This is a genomic window from Streptomyces sp. SYP-A7185, from assembly GCF_046103685.1.
Classification (GTDB): Bacteria; Actinomycetota; Actinomycetes; order Streptomycetales; family Streptomycetaceae; genus Streptomyces.
On record NZ_CP122310.1, the window covers coordinates 8838220 to 8861584 of the forward strand.

The window sequence follows — 23365 nt, forward strand, 5'->3', positions numbered from 1 at the left end:
TTCAAGATCCCACCCGCCGACCGGTCGGCTGTGTCGTCCGCCCGCTGGGCGTGCGCGGGCGGCTCTGCGGTTGTGGCGAGGGTTCCGAGATCGGACACTGGGGTTCTCGGGGCAGTCACGGAGGTACCGCATGCCCCGTCCCGTCTGGTCCGGCGCCATCTCGTTCGGTCTGGTCACGATCCCGATCAAGGTTCTGCCGGCCACCGAGAACCACAGCATCAGCTTCCACCAGTACCACCTGGAGGACATGGGCCGGGTCCGCACGCGGAAGATCTGCGACCTCGACGGCAAGCAGCTCACGAACGCCGAGATCGGCAAGGGGTTCGAGGTCAGCAAGGACACGATCGTCGCGGTCACGGACGAGGAGCTCGACGAGATGCCCCTGCCGACCGCGAAGGCGATCGAGATCGCCGGTTTCGTGCCCTACGAATCGATCGATCCGATCCGGATCGGCGAGGGGTACTACCTCCAGGCCGACGGGCAGGTCGCGAACAAGCCCTACACCCTCCTGCGCAAGGCCCTGGAGCGGAACAGCAAGGCCGCCGTCGCCAAGTTCGCCTGGCACGGCCGCGAGCGTCTGGGCCTGCTGCGCGTACAGGACGACGTCATCCTGCTGCACGCCATGAAGTGGGACGACGAAGTCCGCAGCCCCGAGGAGCTGGCCCCCAAGGCGCTGGATCTGGACGACGAGGAGATCGACCGGGCCATCCTTCTCATCGACTCCATGACCACGGACGGCATCGCCGGCCAGGAGTGGGCCACCGACCGCTATACCGCGGCCCTGGAGCAGGTCATCCGGGCGAAGGCCGGGGGGAAGAAGCCTCCCGAGCCGCAGGAGGAGGAAGCGCAGGGCGGGCAGGTGCTCGACCTGATGGCCGCGTTGCAGGAGTCCGTGCAGAAGGCGCAGTCGGCCCGGGGTGAGAGCGGCAAGGACGCCACCGTACACGAGATGCCCAAGAAGAAGGCGGCGGCCAAGAAGACCGCGAAGAAGACGACGGCCGCCAAGACGTCCGCGGCGAAGAAGACCGTCGGCAAGAAGACGACCGGTACCGCCGCCACCGCCAAGAAGACGGCCGGCAAGACCGCGACCAGCAAGTCCGCAGCCAGCAGGTCCGCAGCCGCCAAGTCCGCGACCGCCAAGAAGACGGCCGAGAAGAAGACGGCCGCGAGGAGGCCGAGGCGCAGCGCCTGAACCGGCGACCGACGGTCAGCGGCTCGATTGGTCGGTCGCTCGGTCGCTCGGTCGCTTGATCGCCCGGTCGCTCGATGGGGTCAGTGCTCGGGTGGTTCGGACGGCGACAGGTGCGCGCGCTCTCCCTGCGGGCCGAACAGGGCGAGCAGTTCCGCGGGCCGGCTGTCGGCGCTGCCGATCCAGTGCGGTACGCGGGTGTCGAACTCCGCCGCCTCACCCTCGCCGAGGCTGAACTCCCGCTCTCCGAGCACGAACCTGACGTGGCCGCCCAGGACGTAGAACCACTCGTATCCGTCATGGGTGCGCAGCTTCACGGTGGTCCTGCGACCGGCCGGCGGATAGATGACCTTGTACGCCTGGATGCCGCCGGGTCGCCTGGTGAGGGGCACCATCACGAGACCGGAGCGCTTCACCGGCCGCAGATGGACGCGTGGATCACCGGTGGGTGGCGCCGCGACCAGATCGTCGAGCGGGACGCCGTGCGCCTTGGCCAGGGGCAGCAGCTGCTCCAGCGTGGGGCGGAGCTTGCCGTTCTCCAGCCGGGACAGGGTGCTCGCCGTCAGGCCGGTCTCGTCCGCCAGTCCCGCCAGCGTGGTGCCCCGCGCCCGGCGCAGGGCCCGCAGGCGCGGGCCGACGCCCGCCAGGACGTCTCCCGCGCTGTGCTGGTCGTGGTGGTCGTGGCCGTCGGTGGCGTTCATGTCCCGATCATGCGGATCCGCAACTTTTCTTGCAAGGGCGAAAGCGCGGTGCCGATGCTGTCCGTACACCACCGGCGGCACAGGCGCGCGGCCCACCGTGCCCGGCACGCCGGTCGACGAAGGAGCACCTCAGATGGCTTCCACCCGCGACCGACGACCCATGGACGACACCGCCGTCGACGGCCACCAGAACGCGGCCGAGGAACACGTGGCCGAGGAACACGCGGCCGAAGACAGCGCGGCCGACCACGGTGCGATCGAGGAGAGCGCCGAGCTGTTCTGGGAGCGGCACTACCGCTCCCGGCGCCCCGCGCCCCCACGCGTCAACCCGCTGCTCGCCGAGACCGCCGCCAAGCTGCGCCCCGGCGCCGCCCTGGATCTGGGCTGCGGCGCGGGCGGCGACGCCCTCTGGCTCGCCGGGCAGGGCTGGCGGGTCACCGCCGTGGACGTCTCCACCACCGCCGTCGAGGGGGTGCGGGAACGTGCCCGGGAGCTCGGTCTCGCGGACCACGTCACCACCGCACGGCACGATCTGGCCGACAGTTTCCCGGCCGGGCAGTTCGATCTCGTCTCCGCCCAGTACTTCCACACGCCGCTGCCCCTGGCCCGCGGCCGGGTCCTGCGTACCGCCGCGAACGCTCTGCGGCCCGGGGGCCTCCTGCTGGTCGTCGACCACGGCTCGACCGCGCCCTGGTCGTGGGACCAGGACCCCGACCTCCACTACCCCACCCCCGCCGAGGTCGCCGCCGAGCTGGATCTCGACCCGGCACGCTGGTCCGTCCTGCGCGCCGACATGCCCCGACGCCGGGCCACCGGACCCGCCGGGGAGACGGCCACCGTCACCGACAACGTCCTGCTGCTCCAGCGTTCCGACGGATGACCGCCGGCCCGCTGTCCGATGACCGTGGGCCTGCTGCCGGAATGACCGCCGATCCCCATGTCAGCACGTCGGAACGGAGTGACCCGATGCCGGAGAACAGCACGAGGCGACCGCCCCCGCACACCCCGCCGCGACCGCGGACGAAGGACACCGGGCCCCCGCGACCCGGCGCCGACGAGAAGGAGACCCTGCGGGGCTTCCTCGACTACCTGCGGGACTCGATCGCGGCGAAGGTCGCGGGCGTACCGGAGCCGCAGGTCCGCACGGGGGGCGTGCCCTCGGGCACGAACCTCCTGGGGCTGCTGAAGCATCTGACGTGCGTCGAACGCTTCTACTTCCTCGGCGAGGACGTCGGCGACTGGCCCGGGACCCTGCGGCCGTCCCCGGAGGACTCCGCCGAGGGCCTGCTCGCCGCCTACCGGCAGGCGGTCGCCCACGCCAACGCCGTCATCGACGCCTGTCAGGACCTGACGCTGCCCGCCCCGCGGGCCCCGCGCCGAGGGACGGCACCGTCGATGCGCTGGGTCCTGGTGCACATGATCGAAGAGACCGGTCGGCACGCCGGTCACGCCGACATCCTCCGCGAGCGGATCGACGGCGCGGTCGGCCGCTGACCGAGGTCAGCGGCCGACCACCACGACGGCTCAGACCATTTCGGGCTGAGGTTCGGGTTGCTGCGCCGGTACGGGCTTGGGGTCCCACAGTTTCGTGGTCCGCACATAGCCCTGGACCACCGAGAGCATCGCCAGCACGAGAAGCGGTCCGGCCACCCACGGATAGGCCGCCATCTGCATCGGCAGGAAGCGGTACGACACCAGGAGCAGTGCGAAGACCGTCGTGCCGTAAGCGACCAGCTGAATTCCCGCACGGTCCCAGCCGCGGTCGAGCGAGCGCAGCGCCGCGTCGATCGTGAAGGCGAACACCACGCCGGCGATGATGTCCACGCCGTAGTGGTAGCCGAATCCCAGCGTCGCGCCGAGCGTGGCGACCAGCCAGAAGACGCCCGCGTACCGCAGGAGGCGTGGCCCCTTGCGGGAATGAATGAAGATCGTCGTGGCCCACGCGGTGTGCAGGCTCGGCATGCAATTGCGCGGAGTGACCTCGTCGAACGGCATGGAATGCGGGGTGCTGACCGACGGCGGCGTGTGCGGCCACAGATTGGCGAGGGCCAAATGCTCGCCCCCTGTGCCGAAGGCGCCGGTGCCGTAGGTGAAGATGGGCCCGACCACCGGGAAGATCATGTAAATGGCCGGTCCCAGCAGGCCGATGACCAGAAACGTACGCACCAGGTGGTGGCCGGGGAAGCGGCGCTCGGTCGACACGTTGCGCAGCTGGTAGAGCGCGACGATGACGGCGGCCACCGCGAGCTGGATGTAGACGTAGTCGAGGACGTGGGCGCCCACCGTGCCGGTGGCCGAGACCATCCGGCCCACCACCCACGAGGGGTTGCCCAGCGCGTGATCGGCCGTCGCCACGTACTGGTCGAGCACCGCGGGGCGGGTCTTGGATGTGATGAGCAGCCAGGTGTCGCCCGTCTTGCGGCCGGCCACCAGCAGCAGGCTCAGCCCGACTCCCTTGAGGAGCAGGACGCGCTCCGCGCCGGTGCGACGGGTGAGAGCGATGACCGCGCAGCCCAGGATCACCCACAACGCGCCGTTGCCGAACATCATCTTGGCGTCGACGGCCCATCGCACCAGGAAGAAGACGACGTCGATGCCGGCCGCGACACCGATCGCGATGAACCGCTGCCGCCAGGTGAAGACCACCATCATCAACGCCATGCCGGCGTACAGAAGGGGCCCCGACTTGGGTGCGAAGATCACCTCTCGCGCCTGGTTGGTGATCGGCCCGGCCACGCCGTAGTGACGGGCGGCGATCTCCAGCACGACCAGGAACCCGAGGCCGACCACGGCGACCGCGGTCCACACCAGCGCCCGCGGCTGACGCCATGCGGCGAGTGCTGCTTTGTAGTCGATGTGCGAAGAAATTCGCGATGCTCTAGATATCAATTGTTTTGGCCGATGTGTTAGTTGTGGGTAATAGCTCACTCTTCGTGCTGGATTGCGTTGGTTCCTGGTGAAGTAGGGGCGATCGGGGCACTCGTCGTGAGTTCGATCATGTTAGCGGAGCGGTGTGCTTGGTGGTACGGGTGAGTTTCGTCCCGCAGAACACTTCAGTCACTCCCGCTCCACGCGTATAAAGATCACGAGATGTTCCACCCGTTCTCCAGCAGTTCGAAGGCGCGCTTTACGGCCTGGCGGGGGTCCTCGTGGCCGCGGGCGGCCCGGGGTGCTTCGAGGGCGAAGTGGGCGAGCGCCGCGCAGCCGGGGTCGTCCGCGGGCAGACCGCTCTCCTCGGCGATGGCCCGCGCCAGGGCCGAGGCGTGGCGCAGCCACATGTTCTGGAGGTAGTCGCGCAGGGCCGGGGTGCGGTCGACGAGTTCGGAGAAGTCCCGGAAGCGGTCGTCGCCCTCCGCGCCCGCCAAGCGGTGCCGCAGCGCGTGTTCGCACAGCGCCGCGGGGATGGACCGGCCTCGGGGCCGCTCGCGTACGGCCGCGAGCAGGCTGGCCTCCTGTGCGGCGTCCTCGTCGAAGACGAGGGCTTCCTTGACCGGGAAGTGCTTGAACAGCGTCGTGGTGGACACGTCCGCGGCGTCGGCGATCTCGCGGATGCCGACGGCGTCGTACCCGCGCTCCGAGAAGAGCCGCAGTGCGGCATCCGCGATGGCCTGCCGGGTGGCGGCCTTCTTGCGCTCACGGCGCCCCATCGGTGCCGAGGGGTCGCCGGTCTCCGCCTCCGCCGCCCTCTCCGTCCCGGCCTGCGCCCCGTGCTCGGTCTCGATGTCGGTCATGGCAGGACCCTACCTCTTGGGTTGCTCAGCTTCAAAAGTTGAGTCGTTGCACTTATTTAGTTGGTGTGCTTTTCTGGAGCGGCGGCCGCGAGGCACTGCCCGGCCGCTCCCCTCCCTGAACTCAGAAGGCCGGGCCGTCGCCCCGCCGCCGAGGGGTCCCACACGGAAGGAACACCCCCATGACCACCACATCCGCACCCCGCATCGCCGTCGTCGGCGCAGGCCCCGGCGGCCTGGTCTGCGCCCGCGTCCTCCAGGAGCACGGCATCGCCGTCACCGTCCACGACGCGGACGCCTCCCGCACCGCACGCGGCCAGGGCGGCTCGCTCGACATGCAGCCCGACACCGGCCAGCAAGCCTTGCGCGCGGCCGGACTCCTGGAGGATTTCCTGGCCCAGGCCCGTCCGGAGGGCCGGCAGATGCGACTGGTCGGCCGCGACGGCCGGATCCTGTTCGACGCGCTGCCGCCCGCATCCGACCCCACCGGAGGCAATCCCGAGATCGACCGCGGCCGGCTGCGCGCCCTCCTGCTCGACTCCCTCACGCCGGGCACGGTGCGCTGGGGCCACAAGCTCACCCACGTCGAACCCCTGGGTGACGGCACCCACCGCCTGCACTTCACCGACGGCACCTCCGCCGAAGCCGACCTCGTCGTGGGAGCCGACGGGGCCTGGTCCAGGGTGCGCGCCCTGCTGTCCGACGCGACACCGGTCTACACCGGCGTCACCTTCGTCGAAGCCGGCCTCGACGACGTCGATCGCCGCCACCCCCGCCTCGCCGAACTCACCGGCGACGGCACGATGATGGCCCTGGACGACAACCAGGGCTTCGTCGCCCAGCGCAACAGCGGCGGACACGTCCGGGTGTACGTCGGCATGCGCACCGACGAGCACTGGCATCGCGCAGCCGGCCTCGACCTCACCGACACCGCTGCCGTACGCGAAGCCCTGCTCGCCGAGTTCACCGGCTGGAGCCCCGACCTGCTCGCCTTCATCACCGGCGCCGCCACCGGCTACACCAACCGCCCGCTGTACGCCCTGCCCGTCCCGCACACCTGGGCCTCCACGCCCGGTCTCACGCTCCTCGGCGACGCCGCGCACCTGATGTCCCCCTTCTCCGGGATGGGCGCCAACCTCGCGATGCTCGACGGCGCCGACCTCGCCCGGGCCCTCGTCGACCACCCCACCGTCGATCAGGCGATCACCGCGTACGAGAAGGCACTCCTGCCGCGCTCCGTCGAAGCCGCCGAAGGGGCGGCCGAGGGTATCGACAGCGCCTTCGCGCCGGACAGCGCCGCGCAGGCCCTGGCGCACATGACCCAGCGGCACTGAGTGGCACTGGGGGCGCGGGCGTGCCGGGGGAGCGCTCAACTGGAGCCATCGCAGAAGCAGATGGCGGCAGAGGGCGACAGCTGACGGCAGATGAGATGCGCCTTGGTCTATACCAGCAACGGTAGTCCCAGTATTCTCATGCGTGGCCAGTGGCACACCATCCCCCCACCCAGGTTGCGTGCTGGCGCGGGCGACACCCCTTCACTTCTGCCCCTAGCAGCCGGGTGACTTCCCCCTTTCGCCGCCTCCAGGAGGATCACGGTGAACGTTCGCACCAGAAGCACGGCCCTCATCGGTGCCGTCTGCCTCATCGCTTCCCTCGCCTTGACCACGGCGTCCGCCGACGAGCCCGCCGCCTCACGCCAAGCCCCGGCGGTCGCGCTGAAGAAGGTGACCACGGCGGCGAACCCCACCGCGGGCACCGCCGGCCCCGGCGGCACGGTCTGGCTGGCCGAACGCGCGGGCACCGTGCGCGTCTTGGACCACAAGGGACTGAGCGCGCCTGTTCTCGACATATCGAAGGAGACCACCACCGACGGCGAACGAGGCCTCCTCGGCATCGCGTTCGACCGGCAGTTCGCGCACTTCTACATCTCGTTCACGAACCTCGAAGGCACCAGCACCGTCGACGAGTTCGCCGTACGGAAGGGCAAGATCCGGCCGGAGACCCGCCGCACGGTCATCACCCAGACGCAGCCCTATCCGAACCACAACGGCGGCGACATCAAGATCGGCCCCGACGGCTACCTCTACATCGCGCTCGGCGACGGTGGCTCGGGCGGCGACCCGCACGGCAACGGGCAGAACCTCGACACCCTGCTCGGCAAGCTGCTGCGGATCGACCCGAGGGGCGCCAAGCCGTACGCGATCCCGCGGGACAACCCGTTCGTGGACGACCCGAAGGCCAGGGACGAGATCTGGGCGTACGGGCTGCGCAACCCCTGGCGGTTCTCCTTCGACAAGGCCACCGGCGACCTGTTCATCGGTGACGTCGGCCAGAGCGCCTGGGAGGAGATCGACCGGGCTCCCGCGAACAGCGAGGGCGGCGAGAACTACGGCTGGTCCCAGATGGAGGGCACCCACCCCTTCCGTGAGGGCACGGAGCCCGCGAACCACGTGCCTCCGGTGTACGAGTACGACCGCACCGGCCTCGGCTGCTCGGTGACCGGCGGATTCGTCTACCGGGGCAAGGCGATCCCGGCCCTCAAGGGGCAGTACGTCTTCAGCGACTACTGCGACGGCACGATCCGCGCCCTGCAGATCAAGGACGGCAAGGTGACCGGCGCGAGCGACCTCGGCGTCAACGGCGGGGAGGTCATCTCGTTCGCCCAGGGCGGCAACGGCGAGCTGTACGTGCTCGACATCGGCGGCAGCGTCTACCGGATCACCCCGGCCTAGCGGCGGCCCGGCGCAGGCCGTCCGGCCCGTCCGCGTGCGGGGACCACGGACATGGGTGGCAGAGTGGAAGAGCTTGTTCCATCGCCGTCCAGGGAAGGTAGTCCCCGCATGCGCCTGCTGCTCATACGCCATGGTCAGACCCCGTCCAACCTCAAGCACCTCCTGGACACCGGGGCGCCGGGCCCGGCGCTGACGCCGCTGGGCCAGGACCAGGCGGCTGCGCTGCCGCAGGCACTGGCGGGCGAGGAGATCGACGCCCTGTACGTCTCCACGCTGGTGCGCACCCAGCTGACCGCCGCGCCCCTCGCCGCCGCGAAGGGACTCCGGGCCCAGATCCGCGACGGCCTCCGGGAGCTGATCGCAGGGGATCTGGAGATGCGGGGCGACAGCGAGGCCGCCGGCGTCTACATGGGAACGGCCTTCGCCTGGTCCGCGGGCGACACCGAGCGCAGGATGCCCGGAGGCGAGAACGGCGTGGAGGCCCTGGGACGCTTCGACGCCGTCGTCGCCGAGGCGGCCGCGACGGGAGCGGACACGGTGGCGATGGTCAGCCACGGCGCCGTGATCCGCACGTGGGTGGCCGCCCGGGCCGCCAACGTCGACGTTTCCTACGCGGCGGGTCACCCGCTGGCCAACACCGGCGTGGTGATCCTCGACGGCTCGCCCGAGGAGGGCTGGCGGGCCCTGCTGTGGGAGGGCCGCCCGCTGGGACCCGAAGGGGAGTCCCCCGAGGACAGCGGCCCGACGGGAGAGGTCGCCGCCCCGGTGGCCTGACCCACCGGGTCTGGCGGCGTGCGTTTCGCCGCCCCTGGTCAGCGCGCCACGTAGGCCGTGATGCCTCGCCGGATCTCGCGCCCGGCGCATGTGCCTCGGCGCACAAGAGGGTGGGCCCGCCACGTGCGAACGGAAACGGGCCCACCCACAGCGTCCTCGGGAACGCATGCGGCTACCGTACGATCACCGGCCCGCTTCCGCCTGTTGGGCGCGCGCCTCGACGCGGCGTCGAACCGCGCATCCGGGCCGGGACGGCCGGGTCAGGCGCGGCGGGCCGCCCAGACGCCGCGTTCGGTGCGGACCGCGAGGTCGGTGCGGCGCAGGATGCTCAGCGGGCTGTCGTCGTCGAGCAGGTGGTCGAGGGCGGCCAGGTCCTCGGCGGTCAGGGCGTGGGCGGCACCGGCGCGCAGGCGCTTCATGCTGCCGAGCGCGTACCGGCCGACCGCCGCGCTGCGGGAGCCGTCGATGTCCACCGTGATGGTGCGCTCGGCCTCGACGGTGAATCCGGCGGCCGTCAGCTTGGGGCCCCAGTCGGCGCCGCGATGCGGCATGTGCCCGGCTTCGTGGCGATCGAGAGCGGCATGACAGCGCTCTTCGAGGCCGGGCCGCTCCGCCGGAGCGTCCGCGGGCAGGAAGCGCGGGAAGCCCGCCAGCTCGACGACGGCGAACAGGCCGCCGGGCGCGAGCAGGTCGTGCGTCTTACGCAGGGCCCGGTCGGGGTCCGCCATGTGGTGCATCGACGCCGAGGCCCAGATCAGTTCGGGCCGCCCGAGGTCGGGCCACTGCGCGTCGAGATCGGCCTGCACGGTCCGCACCCGGTCGGCCGTGCCGAGCTCCTCGGCCCGCGAGCGCAGGCGGCCCAGGTGGTCGGCCGACGCGTCGACGGCCGTCACCTCGGCTTCGGGGAAGCGGGCGAGCAGGGCGAAGGTGCCGGCGCCGGTCCCGCACCCCAGGTCCACGATCCGGCGCGGCGTCGTCGCGAGGGGCAGCCACGCGGTGATGGACGCGAGGTGCTCGGCGAGCACCTCGGCGTCCAGATCGAGGATCTCCGCCTGGCTCGCGGTGTCGGGCTCATGGTGGGAAGGGTGGTCGGCGCCGTGGTGGCCCGCGTGGGCGGCAGCGTGGTTCATGCCGACGACGCTAAGCCGCCCATGCGTGTACGGCACCATGAATCCCGGAGTGCGCAAGAAGATCGCCCGCGATCCTGCCGGACGCGCAACTGACCAGGTCTTTTCGCGGGCTCACGCCCCGGTCCGGCCGCTGTCGTTCTCGCGGTCCTCGCGCTGGTGGCCGCGGCGGGCGTCGCGGTCGAAGATGCCCAGGATCTCGCAGGGGCCGCCCTCGGCGCCGATGGCGTGCGGCAGCATCGTGGGGAACTCGGCGGCCTGGTTGGTCTCGACGCGGAAGCGCCGGTTGCCCAGGAGCAGGACCGCGGTGCCGGACAGCACGACGAGCCACTCGCGGCCCGGGTGCGCGCGCATGCGGGCGGGGTTGTCGGGCGGCGGGTTCGTCATCCGCTGCCGTACGACGCTCATGCCGGGCTCCGCCTTGATCGGCCAGCGCATGAGCCCGTGGGCCCCGTCGATCGCCGGGTTGCTGATGACGTCGTCGGTGGCCGTCTCGACGAGCTGGTCCAGGGAGGTGTCCAGGGCCCGCGCGAGGGTGACCAGCTGGTCCAGGGCCAGGCGCCGCTGGCCGTTCTCGATCCGGCTCAGGGTGGACTGGCTGACCGAGGCGCGGGTGGCCAGCTCTTCCAGGGACCAGCCCTGTGCCACCCGCAGGGCCCGGATCCGTTTGCGTACCAGGCTGTCCAGCTCGTCATTGTCTTGCGTCATAGGCAACATCGTATGCCCATGTCGCAAGACGTGCTTATCGTCGTGAGCGTGGCCCCGATCCGCCGGGGGCCGCGGGAACGACGTGAAGGAAAGGGGTGCGACGCCATGTCCACGACCACGAGGACGGCCCGGGGCGCCAAGAACACCGGAAGCGCGACGGCCGGCGCGAGTCCTGGGACCGCTGCGACCGCAGCCGCCTACGCGACGGACGAGCTGCCGGGGCAGACCGTCGACGCCGTGGTGATCGGCGGCGGTGCGGCGGGCCTCAACGGCGCGCTGATGCTCGTCCGCTCCCGCCGCACGGTCGTCGTGATCGACAGCGGCACCCCGCGCAACGCACCAGCCGACGGCGTGCACGGCCTGCTCGCCCTGGACGGCACCCCGCCGGCCGAGCTGCTGCGCAGGGGGCGCGAGGAGGTACGCCGCTACGGCGGGCTGGTCGTGACCGGGAAGGTGGTCTCCGCCGCCCCGGCCGCCCCCTCCGCCGAAGGGGACCCGTGCTTCACGGTCACCCTCGCCGACGGCAGCACCCTGTCGGCGCGCCGCCTGCTCGTCGCCACCGGGCTGCGAGACGTCCTGCCCGACGTCCGCGGCCTGGCCGACCACTGGGGGCACGGCGTGGTGCACTGCCCGTACTGCCACGGCTGGGAGGTGCGCGACGAGCCCATCGGGATTCTCGCCGTCGGGCCTGCTTCCGTGCATCACGCCCTGCTGTTCCGCCAGTTGACCGACGACCTCGTCTACTTCACCCGCGGCAACGACCTCGACGACGACACCCGCGCGCGCTTCGCCGTGCGCGGCATCCGCGTCGTCGACACCCCGGTGACCGAGGTCGTCACCGCCGCGGAGGGCGGCATCGCCGGCGTACGCCTGAGCGACGGTGAGTTGGTGCCCCGGAGCGTCATCGCCGTCGCCCCCACCATGGAAGCCCGGACCGAAGGCCTGGCCGAACTGGATCTGCCCGTGCGGGACATGCCCGGCGGCATGGGCCGCCACTTCACCACCGGCACGGCCGGGACCACCGACGTGCCGGGGTTATGGGTGGCCGGCAACGCCACCGACCTCTCCGCCCAGGTGGGCGCCTCCGCCGCGGCGGGCGCACTGGCGGGCGCCCACATGAACGCCGATCTGGCGGCCGCCGACACCGAGGCGGCGCTCGCCGCTGCGCGGGGCCGGTCCGTCAGCGCCTGACGCTGCTGCCGTGCGGGGCCGGTCCTTCAGTAGCTGACGCTCCTGCAGCGCAGGGGCGGCGAGCGCCCACCTGCGCCTGACGCTCGCCGCTGCGCAGGGGTGGGCCATGCACCAGCGTCTGACTCCCGGCGTTGCGCAGGGGCGGCCCATCCCGCAGCGTCTGACTCCCGGCGTTGCGCAGGGGCGGCCCATCCCGCAGCGTCTGACTCCCGGCGTTGCGCAGGGGCGGCCCATCCCGCAGCGCCTGACGTCCGCCGCCGTGCAGGAGCGGCCCCTCCGCCAGCGCCCGACGATCGCCGCTGCTCAGGGCCAGGCCATCAGCGCCTGACGCCCGCCGCCTCAGCCTCCTGCCCCCGCGCAGCCCGCGGCCTGCCGCCCACCCGTACTGCCACCGCGCTCGCCGACGAGCCCGGCGCCGGACTCCACATGCCCTGGCGCCTCGAACCACCCCCCGCCCCCACCTCGAACGTCGATCTCTGCACGCCCTCGGAGAGGACCCCATGACCATGAACCGGCCCCCACGGCTGACGCCCCCCGACCCAGCCGATCCCGTCGGCACCCCTGACCCCGCCGGACCCGAGCACGGCCTCGACGCGGGCCTGCCGGACGCACGTCGGCGTCGTACGATCCTGATCGCCGTCTGTATCGCCCTGATGGCGGTCATCGCGTCGGTGTCCGGGCTCAACGTCGCCCAGCCCGACCTCGCCATCGCCTTCGGCGCCTCCCAGAGCACCATCCTGTGGATCATCAACATCTACACGCTCACCCTGGCCGCGCTGCTCCTGCCGCTCGGCGCGCTCGGCGACCGCTGGGGCCGCAAGCCCATGCTGCTCGCCGGTCTGAGCGTCTTCGGCGTCGCCAACGTGGTGGCGGGACTGGCCTCATCGGCCGAAGTCATGCTCGGCGCACGCCTGTTCAGCGGCATCGGCGCGGCGATGATCATGCCGATCACGCTGGCCGTCATCACCTCCACCTTTCCGGCCGAGGAACGCGGCCGGGCGATCGGCGTGTGGACCGGCGTCGCCGGAGGCGGCGGCATCCTGGGGATGTTCCTCTCCGCAGCCCTGGTCGACGTGGCGAGCTGGCGCTGGCTGTTCGTGCTGCCCGTCGCGCTGGTCGTCGTGGCCCTGGCCATGACCCTGCGGTCGGTTCCCAACTCGCGTGACCAGGCGGTGCACGGGTTTGACACCGTGGGCGCCCTGACGTCCGTGGTCGCGGTGGTCGGGCTCATCTTCGTCCTCCAGGAAGGGCCCGAGCGGGGCTGGACCGCCCCCGCGACCCTGCTGGGCCTCGCCGTCGGTGCGCTGTCCGCCGTGGGCTTCGTGGCCTGGGAACTGCGCCGCCGGGACGCCGCGCTCTTGGACGTCCGGCTCTTCGGCGAGCAGTCGTTGGCCGGCGGCTCGATCACGCTCCTGGCGGTGTTCGGCGTGCAGGCGGGCATCTTCGTGGTGCTCTTCCCCTTCTTCCAGGCCGTGCTGGGCTGGTCGGGTCTGCTGGCCACGCTGGCGCTGATGCCCATGGCGGTGCTGATGATGGCCGCGTCGGGTCTGGCCCCCAAGCTGGCCGTGCGCGTCGGCGCCCGCGCGACCATGGCGACGGGCATCGCGCTGGCCGGCACCGGACTGGCGATCATGGCCGTCTTCGTCTCCGTGGACGGCGGCTATCTCTCGGTGCTGCCCGGGATGCTCGCCATGGGAACCGGCATGGGCCTGTCGATGACGCCCTCGACCGAAGCCATCACCGGCTCCCTGCCGCGTGAGCGCCAGGGCGTCGCCTCCGCGCTCAACGACGTCACGCGGGAGTTCGGCACCGCGCTCGGTGTCGCCCTGCTCGGCGCGCTGCTGTCGGCCGGCTACCGCGGCGCCATCGACTCCCGGCTCGAAGGCGTGCCCGAGGGCACGGCCGACACCGCACGCGAGGGCGTCGCCAACGCCATCGGAGCCGCGGACGGATCCGGCGCCCACGCCCAGGCGCTGATCCGCGCCGCCAAGGAGTCGTTCGTCGACGGCTGGCAGCAGGCGATGTGGGCGGGCGTGGCCGTCATGGCCCTCCTGTTCCTCTACGTCCTGACGCGCGGACCGCGGCCTCCGGACCGGCGGCCGGCGTCAACACGGCTCCGCGACACGCGGCTTGAGGCAGGGGAGGTTCTGCACGGTAGGAAATCCCAACTGAAGGAGTGATCTATGCGCTCGCAGGAGTGACGCTCCTTGCTGGGGCGCCGACAGTGTTGTGACCATCGCCGGATGAACGGACAGAAGCGGAAGGCCGAGTTGGATGGCGTCGCCGAGACGACGCTGTGGACGTTGCACCACCGCGCTCTGGCCGCCAAGGACCCCGGCTCGGCCTTGCGGGACCCGAAGGCCATCGAGGTGGTCGACGCCGTGGACTACCCCTTCGAGGGGCGGTTCGGCACCGGCAACTGGGGTTACGCGCAAGGCATGGCGGTGCGGGCGCGCTGCTACGACCGTGTGGTGCGACGTTTCCTCACCGACCATCCGGACGGCACGGTCGTCTCGCTGGGGGAGGGGCTTGAGACGCAGTTCTGGCGCGTGGACAACGGCCGGGTGCAGTGGCTCGGCGTCGATCTCCCCGAGGTCGCCGCGCTGCGCCGGCGGCTGCTGCCGGATGCCCCGCGCCACCGCACGCTGCCCTGTTCGGCCACCGACCCGCGGTGGATGGACGAGGTCGACGCCTCGCGCGGGGTGCTGATCCTCGCCCAGGGGATGCTGATGTATCTCCCGCGGGACGTGGTCCACCGGCTCATCGAGGACTGCGCCGCCCGGTTCCCCGGGGCGGAACTGGTCTTCGACACCCCGCCCGCCTGGATGGCCGCCCGCACCGAGCGCGGGCGCTGGACGTACCCCGCGGGCTACCGCCCGCCCCCGATGCTCTGGGGAATGACGCCGGGCGAACAGCGCGCGCTGCGTGCGGTGCACCCCAACGTCGCCTCCGTACGGGCAGTGCGCGCACCCCGGGGCCGGGGGCTTCTCTGCGGGTGGCTGCTCCCCCTGGCCACCTTCCTTCCTGCGATCCGTACGCGGAAACCCCTGTGGGTCACGCGCGTGTCGTTCGGCCCGACGAAACAGCACCAAGGAGTCAGCGCATGACGGAACGCCTGCAAGCCGAGCGGGAGCAAGCCACTCTGTGGCCGCCGCGAGAAGCGCCCCAGGCGCTGGTCGACGAGCGGCCGGTGCCGGAGCCGGTGCCTGAGCAGCGCGGCGTCCTCGTCGAAGGAACGACCCTGCGGCTGCGGGAGTTCTTGCCCGGCGACGTCGAGGGTGTGCTCGGCATCTTCGGCGACGTCCGCACGACCCGGGAGTTCGGCATGCCGCCGTTCCGGCGCTCCGACGCCGCGGCGCTGGTCGAGCAGGCCAGGGCGGGGGCCCGGCGGACGCCGCGCTCGCACTACCGTCTCGGCGTCAGCGACATCGCCACGGGCGAGCTGATCGGCTCGGCGAAGCTGATCGTCGAGGATCAGTCGGGCGAGGGCGGCATGGTCCGCGTCGGCTACCGGAGCGCCGAGGTGGGCCTGGCCCTGCGCGCGGACCGGGTGAGCGTGGGCCACAGCGTGGAGATCGGCTTCCTGCTGGGCGTACTGGGCTTCGACCGGCTGGGCCTGCACCGCATCTGGTCGGGGTTCATGCCGTCGAACGTCGCCGCGCAGCGGGCCATCGAGAAGGCCGGCATGGTCCGGGAGGGACGGCTGCGGCACTACGGGCATGTGGACGGGGTGTGGCACGACATCGTCCAGTACTCGATCCTCGAGGACGACTGGAAGGCACTGCGAGGCCGCTGATCGCCCCTGATCGCCCCTGACCTTGGCGGCCCGGGTCCTGTCGCTCCCCTCTGCTCCTTGCCCTGTGCGCCCCAGGTGACCCTGCCATTGGTGCCGGCAGACGATTTTCTCGCCTCGACTTGGAGCTGCGTACGAACGTCGGTGATAGTCGCCCTCATAGCCTGAGGTGGTGATCAGTGACGTGCCGAAGAACCTTCGGACCAGCCTTGCCCGTGTGCTCGAGGACTTCAGTCCTGCCCTGCTCGATCTCGTGCACGGACACCCCGAGCTGACCGAGGAGGTCGGCGGGGTCGTCATCCACGATCCCGGGGATCCGGTCGCCTACCCGCAGCGCGCCATCGTGCTGGGCGTCGGTGTCTATGGCCCGCGGGAGATCGCCCGGCTCCTGCACGAGGTGGGCGAGCACGGTGCGGCGGCCCTGGTGGTGCGCGGTCCGGTGGAGCGGGACGAGGCGCTGGCCGAGGCCTCGGCGGCCTCGAAGGTGGTCCTGATCAGCTTGACGCAGGGTGCGTCGTGGTCGCAGCTCACCGAGCTCCTGCGCACGCTGCTCACCGAGGGGGATGTCGGTGACGCGGGCGTGGAGACGCTCGGGGGAGTGCCGTCCGGCGATCTGTTCGCGCTGGCCAACGCCGTCGCGACCCTGCTGGACGCGCCGATCACGATCGAGGACCGGCGCCAGCGCATCCTGGCCTTCTCCGGCCGCCAGGACGAGGCCGACCAGTCCCGCGTCGCCACGATCCTGGCCCGTCAGGTGCCGGAAGGCTACCTGCGGATCCTGGAGAGCCGCGGGGTCTTCAGCGAGCTGTACCGCAGCGACCGGCCCGTGCACATCGCCCCGGCGACCGTGGAGGAGGGCGAGACCGCCATCCCGCGGGTGGCCGTCGCGGTGCGCGCCGGGGACGAGTTCCTGGGGTCGGTGTGGGCCGCCGTGGACGAGCCGCTGACCCCCGACCGGGAGCAGGCGTTCCAGGACGCGGCCAAGCTCGTCGCGCTGCACCTGCTGCGTTACCGGGCGGGCGCCGACGCGCGCAACCGGCTGCGTGCCGACCTCGTGAGCACGGTCCTCGAAGGCGGCACGGGTGCGGTGGACGCCCTGGACCGGCTGGGTCTCGTGAAGGAGCCCACGGTGGTGATGGCCATGGGCCTCGCCGGGGAGAAGGGCGATCACGCCCAGCTCGCGGCGGAACGGCAGCGGCTGACCAGCGCCTTGGGCATCCACCTCAACGCGGTGCAGCCGCGGTCGGCCCTCGCGCTGCTCGGCGACGTGGCGTATGCCGTCGTGCCGGTACCGGCGGATCCGGTGGCCGGCCGCGAACGGGCCCGGCAGATCGCGGCCAACTTCCTGGAGCGGGCCGGCAAGCGGTCACGGGTGGTGATCGGCATCGGATCGGTGGCGACCGACCCCTCGGCGCTCGGCCGGTCCCGCACCCGGGCGGACCGTACGCTGCGCGTCCTGATGAGCGATCTGGGCAGCAGGCGGGTGGCGTCGATCGACGAGGTGTACATCGACGCGCTGCTGCTCGATCTGCGGGACCTGGCCGCGGTCCAGGGGGACGAGCTGCTCAGTCCGGTGGCCCGCCTGGTGGAGTACGACACCAGGCACCGCTCGCACCTGGTCGAGACACTGCGCGCGTGGCTGGACGCGTTCGGCGACGTCGTCGCCGCGTCGGCGAGTGTCTTCGTCCACCCCAACACCTTCCGCTACCGCATCCGCCGGGTCGCCGAGGTGGCGGAGATCGACCTGGGGGATCCCTCGGTGCGCTTCGCCCTCATGCTGCAACTGCGGCTGATGCGTCCCGCGGACGCGGAAGGGCTGGCGTGAGACGGGCGGCCGTTACAGCTGGATCCACTCCTTGGCCGTGGTCACGCGCTCAAGGATCTCGTCGACCGGCTCCACGCCGAGGCCCGGTCCGGTGGGGACGGAGAGATGGCCGTCGGCGAGTTCGAAGGGCTCGGTGATGTCCGTGGCGAAGTAGCGGCTGGAGCCGGACGTGTCGCCGGGCAAAGTGAAGCCGGGCAGCGCGGCGAGCGCGACGTTCGCGGCGCGCCCCAGGCCGGTCTCCAGCATGCCGCCGCACCAGACGGGCACGCCGTGGGCCACGCACAGATCGTGGATGGCCTTGGCCTCCAGATAGCCGCCGACCCGGCCGGGCTTGACGTTGATGATCGAGGCGGCGCCCAGCGTGATGGCCGCGGCGGCGTCCTCGGCGGACTCGATGGACTCGTCCAGGCACACCGGCGTGCGCAACTGCCGGGCGAGCGCGGCGTGCTGGACCAGGTCGTCGTCGGCCAGCGGCTGCTCGATGAGCAGCAGGTCGAAGGCGTCGAGCCGGGCGAGGCGGCGTGCGTCGGCCAGGGTGTAGGCGGCGTTGGCGTCCACCTGGAGGAGCAGGTCGTCACCGAACCGCTCCCGCACCGCGCGGACCGGCTCGATGTCCCAGCCCGGCTCGATCTTGAGCTTGATGCGGACGTATCCCTCGTCGAGGAAGCCGCCGACGGCGTCCAGGAGCGCGGGGACGGAGTCCATGATGCCCACCGAGACGCCGCACGGTACACGCTCGCGGTCGGCGCCGAGGTAGGAGCCGAAGGACTGGCCCGTGGCGCGCAGCTGGGCGTCGAGCACGGCCGTCTCCAGCGCCGCCTTGGCCATCTTGTGGCCCTTGAACGGCTTCATCGCGCGCTTGACCGCGTGCGCGTCCGCCACGGCGGGCAGCGCCGGGATCAGGAAGCGGCGCAGTACGTCGGCCGCCCCGTCGACGTACTCGGAGCAGTAGCGCGGCTCGGACATGGCCACGCATTCGCCCCAGCCCTCGCTGTCGGGCGTGACCACGCGGACGAGCAGGACGTCACGTGCCGTCTCCACGCCGAACGAGGTGCGGAACGGTGCCCGCAGGGGCATCGCGATCCGGCGCAGTTCAATTCCGTTGATCTTCATGCTGCTTGGCTCCAGGTGCGGGGGAGAAAGGGGGGCGAGGGTCACGCGGTGGCGTCGCGCGTGACGACGTAGGCGCGGCGGTCGTGGAAGCCGGTGACGTGGGCGCCCTCGGCGAGGAGGCCGCCGAGCACGTCGCGCATCGCGAGGCGCCACGCCTTGGCCGCACCGGGGTCGGTGCGGCGCAGCCCCTCGATGTCCGGCGGGACCTCGACGAGCAGCGTCGCGGCGTCACGCGGGCCGGCCACGGGCAGCCCCTCGCGCACGGACAGCGCGGTCACGGCGTCGTCGGGGACCACCACGGGCACGGAGCGCGCCGGGGACGCGGCGGCGGCCGGCTCGTTGTTCAGGTCCCAGGCGATGAGCGCACGGTCGGTGTCGTCACCGCCGTTGATCACGTCGTCCATCGCGCCGTAGAAGCTGGGCAGGTACTCCACCGGCCGTCCGCCCAGCTTGGTCAGGTTGAAGTGGGCGTTTCGCCGCACCAGCGGGTCGTAGGTCCAGGTGATGCGGCGCAGCCCGCGCTCCAGGGCCCACTGGCGCTGGTGCAGCTTGAGGGCCAGGCCCGCGCGGCGGCCGGGCAGCGCGCCGGTGACGTGCGAGTGCAGGGCTTCTCCGGCCGGGGCCGCGAAGAAGGCCACGGAGGCGCCGACGAGCCGGCCGTCCTCGAAGGCTCCGGCGACGTAGTTGCCCGCGTGGGACAGCGCCCTCATCTGTTCGACGCCCATGGGCGAGCTGCCGGGGGAGCTGCCCCAGATCTCCTCGAACAGCGCGTTGGCGCCTTCCAGTTCGTGCAGTGCGTGCAGCTCCTGTACGACCAGGCCGTGCCGCGTGCCCGGTGCCGGGTCGTCCGGGGCGCTCACCGGGCGACCTCCTCGACGAGGGCCGCGAGCAGCCGGGCGCGCGGCACCATCTCCGCGACGACCAGGTGCTCGTCGTCGGCGTGTGCTCCGCCGCCGACGGCACCCAGGCCGTCGAGAGTGGGGCAGCCGAGCCCGGCGGTGAAGTTCCCGTCGGACGCTCCGCCGACCGCCGCGGAGGACAGCTTGCCCAGGCCCTCCCGTGCGGCGAGGCGCTGGGCCCGCTCGAACAGACCGGCCGAGGAAGTCGTTTCGAGCGGCGGCCGGTTGGGGCCGCCGCGCACGTCGAGGACGGCTCCGGGCACGGTGGTCTTCAGCGCGCGCATCGCCTTGTCGACCCGCTCCTGGGCACTGAGGGTCGGGACGCGGACGTCGACCGAGACGCGTGCTTCGGCGGGCACCGTGTTGGTGGTCGTGCCGGCCCCGACCACCGTGGGGACCACGGTGGTGCGCCAGTCCCGCGGGGCGTCGACGTTGATCTCCTCGGCCAGGGTGTCCAGGGCGAGGATCAGATGGGCGGCCTCCACGGCGGCGTTGATGCCCTTGTCCGGTTCGAGGCCGGAGTGGGCGGCCTTGCCCCGCACCACCAACTCGTAGGCGGAGGTGCCCTTGCGGGCCGTCTTCAGCGCGCCGCCGTCGGCCGAGGCCTCCAGGACGAGGGTCGCCGCACACTGCCCGGCGGCCTCCTCGATCAGTGCTCGCGACGCGTCGGAGCCCACTTCCTCGTCGCCGGTCACCAGGACGCAGACCCCCTCCAGGGAGGGCAGCGCGGCCAGGGCGTGGAACATCTGCACCAGGCCGGCCTTCATGTCGAAGATGCCCGGCCCGCGGGCGATGCCGTCCTGCACCGACCACGGATGGGTGGCCAGCGAGCCCATCGGCCACACCGTGTCGTGATGCCCCAGGAGCAGCACCCGGGGCGTGCCGAACGTCCACCGCAGGTGCGTGACGCCGTCGACGACGATGCGGTCGGGCGGGACGCCCAGGTGGCGGGTCCCCTGGGCGGCCACGACGTCGGCGCTGTGTGCCACCGCGTCCAGGTCGGAGGAGAAGGACTCGCACACCACGAGTTCTTCGAGGTCCGCGAGCATCGCGGGCAGCGTGAGTGCGGGCCGGCCCGGCGTGGTGGGGCTCATCGGCAGTTCGTCGGTCACCTTCGGCTCCTCCTTTGATGCATGCCTGTGAGGCTATGCGAGTCGGAAAGAGCGAGGTTCGTCGAAGGGGACCAACATCGACAGCGCGGTCCGTATCCCCGGACGAGTGGCCGGCGCTCATCGCCCCCGCGCGAAGAGCCGGGTCCGCGCCCGCGCCGGTACGGCACGGGCGCGGACCCGAGGCGCAAGCGTCACGAGCGGGCCGCGGCCCCGGCGATGGCTTGTCCGAAGGCCGCCATGCCGCGGGCGTTGGGGTGCAGAGGGGCCGCGACGCTGGTCGGCACCAGCCCCTCGATGTAGCGCTCGGACGGTGCGGCGCAGGTGTCGTGCCCGGCGCTGACGGCGGCGGTGTCGATGTACGTGGCGCCGTGGGACCTGCTCTGCTCCTTGAGCACGCCGTTGAGCTGGTTCACGCGTGCCTGGAGGTAGTTGCCGTCCTTGCCCCAGATGGGCTGGGTGGGCCAGCAGCCGTCCTCGCGGATGTAGGTGGCGTACCCCGCCACGACGATCCGCGCGTGGGGCGCGCGGCGCTGTACCTCGTCGAGGGCCCGGCCGAAGGTGGCGCTCCAGGCCTCGATCGCCTTCGCGGTGGGATCGCCCTTGGCTGCGGCGGTGTCGGCGCAGGAGAGGCCCGCGGGCTCGGGCAGGAGGTTGACGCAGCCGAGCGCCGTGGCGACGAGGCTGACGTCGTTGCCTCCGATGGTCAGGGTGACCAGGTCGGTGCTTGGCTTGAGGGCCTCGTACTGGGGCGGGAGCAGGCCGAACTGGCGGCCCGCGAAGTCGCTCACCTTCGCGCCCGAGCAGCTGACGTCGGTCAGCCGTGCGTCCAGCGCGTCGGCGACCACCGCCGGGTAGTTGCGCGCGGAGCGCAGACAGGACCACTGGCTCTGGTCGGGGATGAGGGGGCCTGCCGCGAACGAATCGCCGATGGCGACGTACTCCAGCGGCTCCTCGGCCGGCGCGGGCGCCGCGCCGGCCGGAGCCGTTCCGAGGACGCAGGCGGACAGGGCGGCGGCCAAGGCCGCGGCGGTGCGGGAGCGTGTGGTGCGCACGGGCTCTCCTGTGTGGGGGTGTACCGGGGGTAACGGACGCCCTTATGATCCGGGCCATCGCCGCCTTGGTGTGCTGGGCGCGCGACCAGACTTTCCGAGGGGCCAGTTGTGACCGGTGACAAAAGCGTGGGCCGTTTCCTGATCGCCGACGTGCCGGGGCTCGCCGCGACGGTCACCCGGCGTATCGCGGACGACCTGCCGGTCTACGGGCGGCTGCCCGCCGAGGAGCTGCACGGAGACGTCCGGGCCATCGTCGACATGACGATCCGCGCCTTCGCCGATGTGCTGCGCACCGAACGCATGCCACCGCCCGCGTTCCTGGAGGCGGTGCGCCGCTCGGCGGCCCGGCGCGCGGAGGAACGCCTGCCCGTGGAGGCGGTCGTCGGCGCCTACCACCACGGGGCCCGCATCTGCGTGGAGGAGGTCACGGCCACCGCCGACCCGCACGACCTGATCGAGGCCCACCGGCTGTTGCTCGACTGCCTGCGGGAGATCACGGCCGCCGTCACCTCGGGATACGTCGAGGAGAGCCAGTCGCTGATCGGTGAGCGGGACGCGGCCCGGCACACCGTCCTGTCCGCCCTGCTCGAGGGACAAGGACCTCAACTGGACTCCGCCCACCTGGGGATACGCCTGCCGCCCTGTTATCTGGTCCTGGCCTTCACCATCGGGCGCCACCCGGACGAGGACCGTGACGACGTGGACACCACCGTGGCCTCCCGGCGCAAGATCCGGCGGCTGCGTACGGAGCTCGACCGCGCCCTGGGCCAGCCCGTCCTCTCCCGTCTGTCCGCCGACGAGGGCCTCGCGCTCATCCCCTCCGAGGCCGCACCGGAGCACGCGCCCGCCATCGACCGGGCCCGCCTGGAGCGGCTGACGGCCTCCCTCATCACCGTCAGCGGTGTGCCGCTGGTCGCCGGTGTCGCCGCGAGCACCCCGGCCGACGTGCCGCACGCCGTGCGGCTTGCCACCGAGCTGCGCGACACCGCGACGGGCACGGGCCGGCCCCCGGGCGTCTATCCCCTGACCGCGCTGCTCCTGGACTACCAGCTCACCCGCGCCAGTCCCGCCCGCGCCCACCTGGCCGCCCTGCTCACCCCCTTGGCGGACGGGCCGGACCTGCCGGCGACCCTGCGCACGTACTTCGCGTCGAACCTGGACCGCCGCGAGACGGCGGCACGCCTGCACGTGCACCCCAACACCGTCGACTACCGTCTGCGCCGCATCGCCACCCTGACCGGCCTTGACCTGGCCGCGCACACCGATCTGCTGACACTGCGGGCGGCACTGAGCGCGTACGACGCGACGGGATCCGCCCGAAGACACGCAGACGGGCACGCCTGAGCGCGTCCGCACCCCGCACCCGGTCCGGCCCCGGAAGTCCGTGGCCCCGGGCGCGCGGGCACGGCAGAATCCCCGAC

At 72.0% G+C, this 23365-nt stretch carries 21 protein-coding genes; 12 read left to right on the forward strand and 9 right to left on the reverse strand.

Annotated features, from left to right (window positions below; genetic code table 11):
- Positions 1 to 130 precede the first annotated feature (130 nt).
- The gene (locus QBL25_RS38840) at positions 131 to 1192 is read left to right on the forward strand and encodes a Ku protein (protein ID WP_409061655.1); all 1062 of its coding nucleotides are present in this window, start codon (positions 131 to 133) and stop codon (positions 1190 to 1192) included.
- Positions 1193 to 1272: 80 nt separating this feature from the next.
- On the opposite strand, the gene QBL25_RS38845 is transcribed toward QBL25_RS38840, so the two are convergent.
- Positions 1273 to 1890, reverse strand: a complete 618-nt coding sequence (locus QBL25_RS38845) for a helix-turn-helix domain-containing protein (protein ID WP_409061656.1) — start codon at positions 1888 to 1890, stop codon at positions 1273 to 1275.
- Between the two features lie 133 nt (positions 1891 to 2023).
- Between QBL25_RS38845 and QBL25_RS38850 the strand changes: the two genes are divergently transcribed.
- Entirely contained in the window at positions 2024 to 2770 is a 747-nt protein-coding gene (locus QBL25_RS38850; RefSeq protein WP_409061657.1) for an SAM-dependent methyltransferase, read from the forward strand.
- A gap of 86 nt (positions 2771 to 2856) precedes the next feature.
- Positions 2857 to 3384: a DinB family protein gene (locus QBL25_RS38855; protein WP_409061658.1), complete on the forward strand. Its 528-nt coding sequence runs from the start codon at positions 2857 to 2859 to the stop codon at positions 3382 to 3384.
- 30 nt (positions 3385 to 3414) lie between these two features.
- On the opposite strand, the gene QBL25_RS38860 is transcribed toward QBL25_RS38855, so the two are convergent.
- Positions 3415 to 4680 (reverse strand): phosphatase PAP2 family protein, encoded by a 1266-nt coding sequence (locus QBL25_RS38860; RefSeq protein ID WP_409061659.1) that lies wholly within the window; start codon positions 4678 to 4680, stop codon positions 3415 to 3417.
- 293 nt (positions 4681 to 4973) lie between these two features.
- Positions 4974 to 5537: a TetR/AcrR family transcriptional regulator gene (locus QBL25_RS38865; protein ID WP_409062935.1), complete on the reverse strand. Its 564-nt coding sequence runs from the start codon at positions 5535 to 5537 to the stop codon at positions 4974 to 4976.
- Positions 5538 to 5800: 263 nt separating this feature from the next.
- Between QBL25_RS38865 and QBL25_RS38870 the strand changes: the two genes are divergently transcribed.
- The 3 genes from QBL25_RS38870 (at position 5801) to QBL25_RS38880 (ending at position 9124) form a co-directional block, all read left to right on the forward strand.
- Positions 5801 to 6952, forward strand: coding sequence for an FAD-dependent oxidoreductase (locus QBL25_RS38870; protein WP_409061660.1), 1152 nt, complete (start codon positions 5801 to 5803; stop codon positions 6950 to 6952).
- 261 nt (positions 6953 to 7213) lie between these two features.
- Positions 7214 to 8350 carry a PQQ-dependent sugar dehydrogenase gene (locus QBL25_RS38875; RefSeq protein ID WP_409061661.1) on the forward strand — a complete coding sequence of 379 codons (1137 nt, stop codon included), beginning with the start codon at positions 7214 to 7216 and terminating at the stop codon, positions 8348 to 8350.
- A gap of 108 nt (positions 8351 to 8458) precedes the next feature.
- Complete coding sequence (locus QBL25_RS38880) at positions 8459 to 9124, forward strand: histidine phosphatase family protein (protein WP_409061662.1); 666 nt, start codon at positions 8459 to 8461, stop codon at positions 9122 to 9124.
- Between the two features lie 260 nt (positions 9125 to 9384).
- Here the strand turns inward: QBL25_RS38880 and QBL25_RS38885 are convergent, their stop codons facing one another.
- Together QBL25_RS38885 and QBL25_RS38890 are read right to left on the reverse strand one after the other, a co-directional pair.
- Entirely contained in the window at positions 9385 to 10254 is an 870-nt protein-coding gene (locus QBL25_RS38885) for a class I SAM-dependent methyltransferase (protein WP_409061663.1), read from the reverse strand.
- A 111-nt stretch (positions 10255 to 10365) separates the two neighbouring features.
- The gene (locus QBL25_RS38890; protein WP_409061664.1) at positions 10366 to 10959 is read right to left on the reverse strand and encodes a helix-turn-helix domain-containing protein; all 594 of its coding nucleotides are present in this window, start codon (positions 10957 to 10959) and stop codon (positions 10366 to 10368) included.
- Positions 10960 to 11064: 105 nt separating this feature from the next.
- Here QBL25_RS38890 and QBL25_RS38895 point away from each other — a divergent pair, with 105 nt between their 5' ends.
- From QBL25_RS38895 to QBL25_RS38915, 5 genes are all read left to right on the forward strand, one after another.
- Positions 11065 to 12150: an NAD(P)/FAD-dependent oxidoreductase gene (locus tag QBL25_RS38895; protein WP_409061665.1), complete on the forward strand. Its 1086-nt coding sequence runs from the start codon at positions 11065 to 11067 to the stop codon at positions 12148 to 12150.
- A 500-nt stretch (positions 12151 to 12650) separates the two neighbouring features.
- A complete protein-coding gene (locus QBL25_RS38900; RefSeq protein WP_409061666.1) occupies positions 12651 to 14330 on the forward strand; it encodes an MFS transporter in 1680 nt (559 codons plus the stop codon).
- 63 nt (positions 14331 to 14393) lie between these two features.
- Positions 14394 to 15257 (forward strand): class I SAM-dependent methyltransferase, encoded by an 864-nt coding sequence (locus tag QBL25_RS38905; protein ID WP_409061667.1) that lies wholly within the window; start codon positions 14394 to 14396, stop codon positions 15255 to 15257.
- Entirely contained in the window at positions 15254 to 15946 is a 693-nt protein-coding gene (locus tag QBL25_RS38910) for a GNAT family N-acetyltransferase (protein WP_409061668.1), read from the forward strand. The genes QBL25_RS38905 and QBL25_RS38910 overlap by 4 nt, the downstream gene beginning before the upstream one ends.
- Before the next feature lie 169 nt (positions 15947 to 16115).
- Positions 16116 to 17768 (forward strand): PucR family transcriptional regulator, encoded by a 1653-nt coding sequence (locus QBL25_RS38915; protein WP_409061669.1) that lies wholly within the window; start codon positions 16116 to 16118, stop codon positions 17766 to 17768.
- 12 nt (positions 17769 to 17780) lie between these two features.
- On the opposite strand, the gene menC is transcribed toward QBL25_RS38915, so the two are convergent.
- The 4 genes from menC to QBL25_RS38935 form a co-directional block, all read right to left on the reverse strand.
- Positions 17781 to 18881, reverse strand: a complete 1101-nt coding sequence (gene menC / locus QBL25_RS38920; protein ID WP_409061670.1) for an o-succinylbenzoate synthase — start codon at positions 18879 to 18881, stop codon at positions 17781 to 17783.
- A gap of 41 nt (positions 18882 to 18922) precedes the next feature.
- The gene (locus QBL25_RS38925) at positions 18923 to 19741 is read right to left on the reverse strand and encodes a GNAT family N-acetyltransferase (RefSeq protein WP_409061671.1); all 819 of its coding nucleotides are present in this window, start codon (positions 19739 to 19741) and stop codon (positions 18923 to 18925) included.
- Positions 19738 to 20829, reverse strand: a complete 1092-nt coding sequence (locus tag QBL25_RS38930; RefSeq protein WP_409062936.1) for a M20 family metallopeptidase — start codon at positions 20827 to 20829, stop codon at positions 19738 to 19740. Before QBL25_RS38930 ends, QBL25_RS38925 begins: the two co-directional genes overlap by 4 nt.
- Positions 20830 to 21083: 254 nt before the next feature.
- Positions 21084 to 21944 (reverse strand): SGNH/GDSL hydrolase family protein, encoded by an 861-nt coding sequence (locus QBL25_RS38935; RefSeq protein WP_409061672.1) that lies wholly within the window; start codon positions 21942 to 21944, stop codon positions 21084 to 21086.
- Positions 21945 to 22052: 108 nt separating this feature from the next.
- Between QBL25_RS38935 and QBL25_RS38940 the strand changes: the two genes are divergently transcribed.
- Positions 22053 to 23288: a PucR family transcriptional regulator gene (locus QBL25_RS38940; protein ID WP_409061673.1), complete on the forward strand. Its 1236-nt coding sequence runs from the start codon at positions 22053 to 22055 to the stop codon at positions 23286 to 23288.
- Positions 23289 to 23365 lie beyond the last annotated feature (77 nt).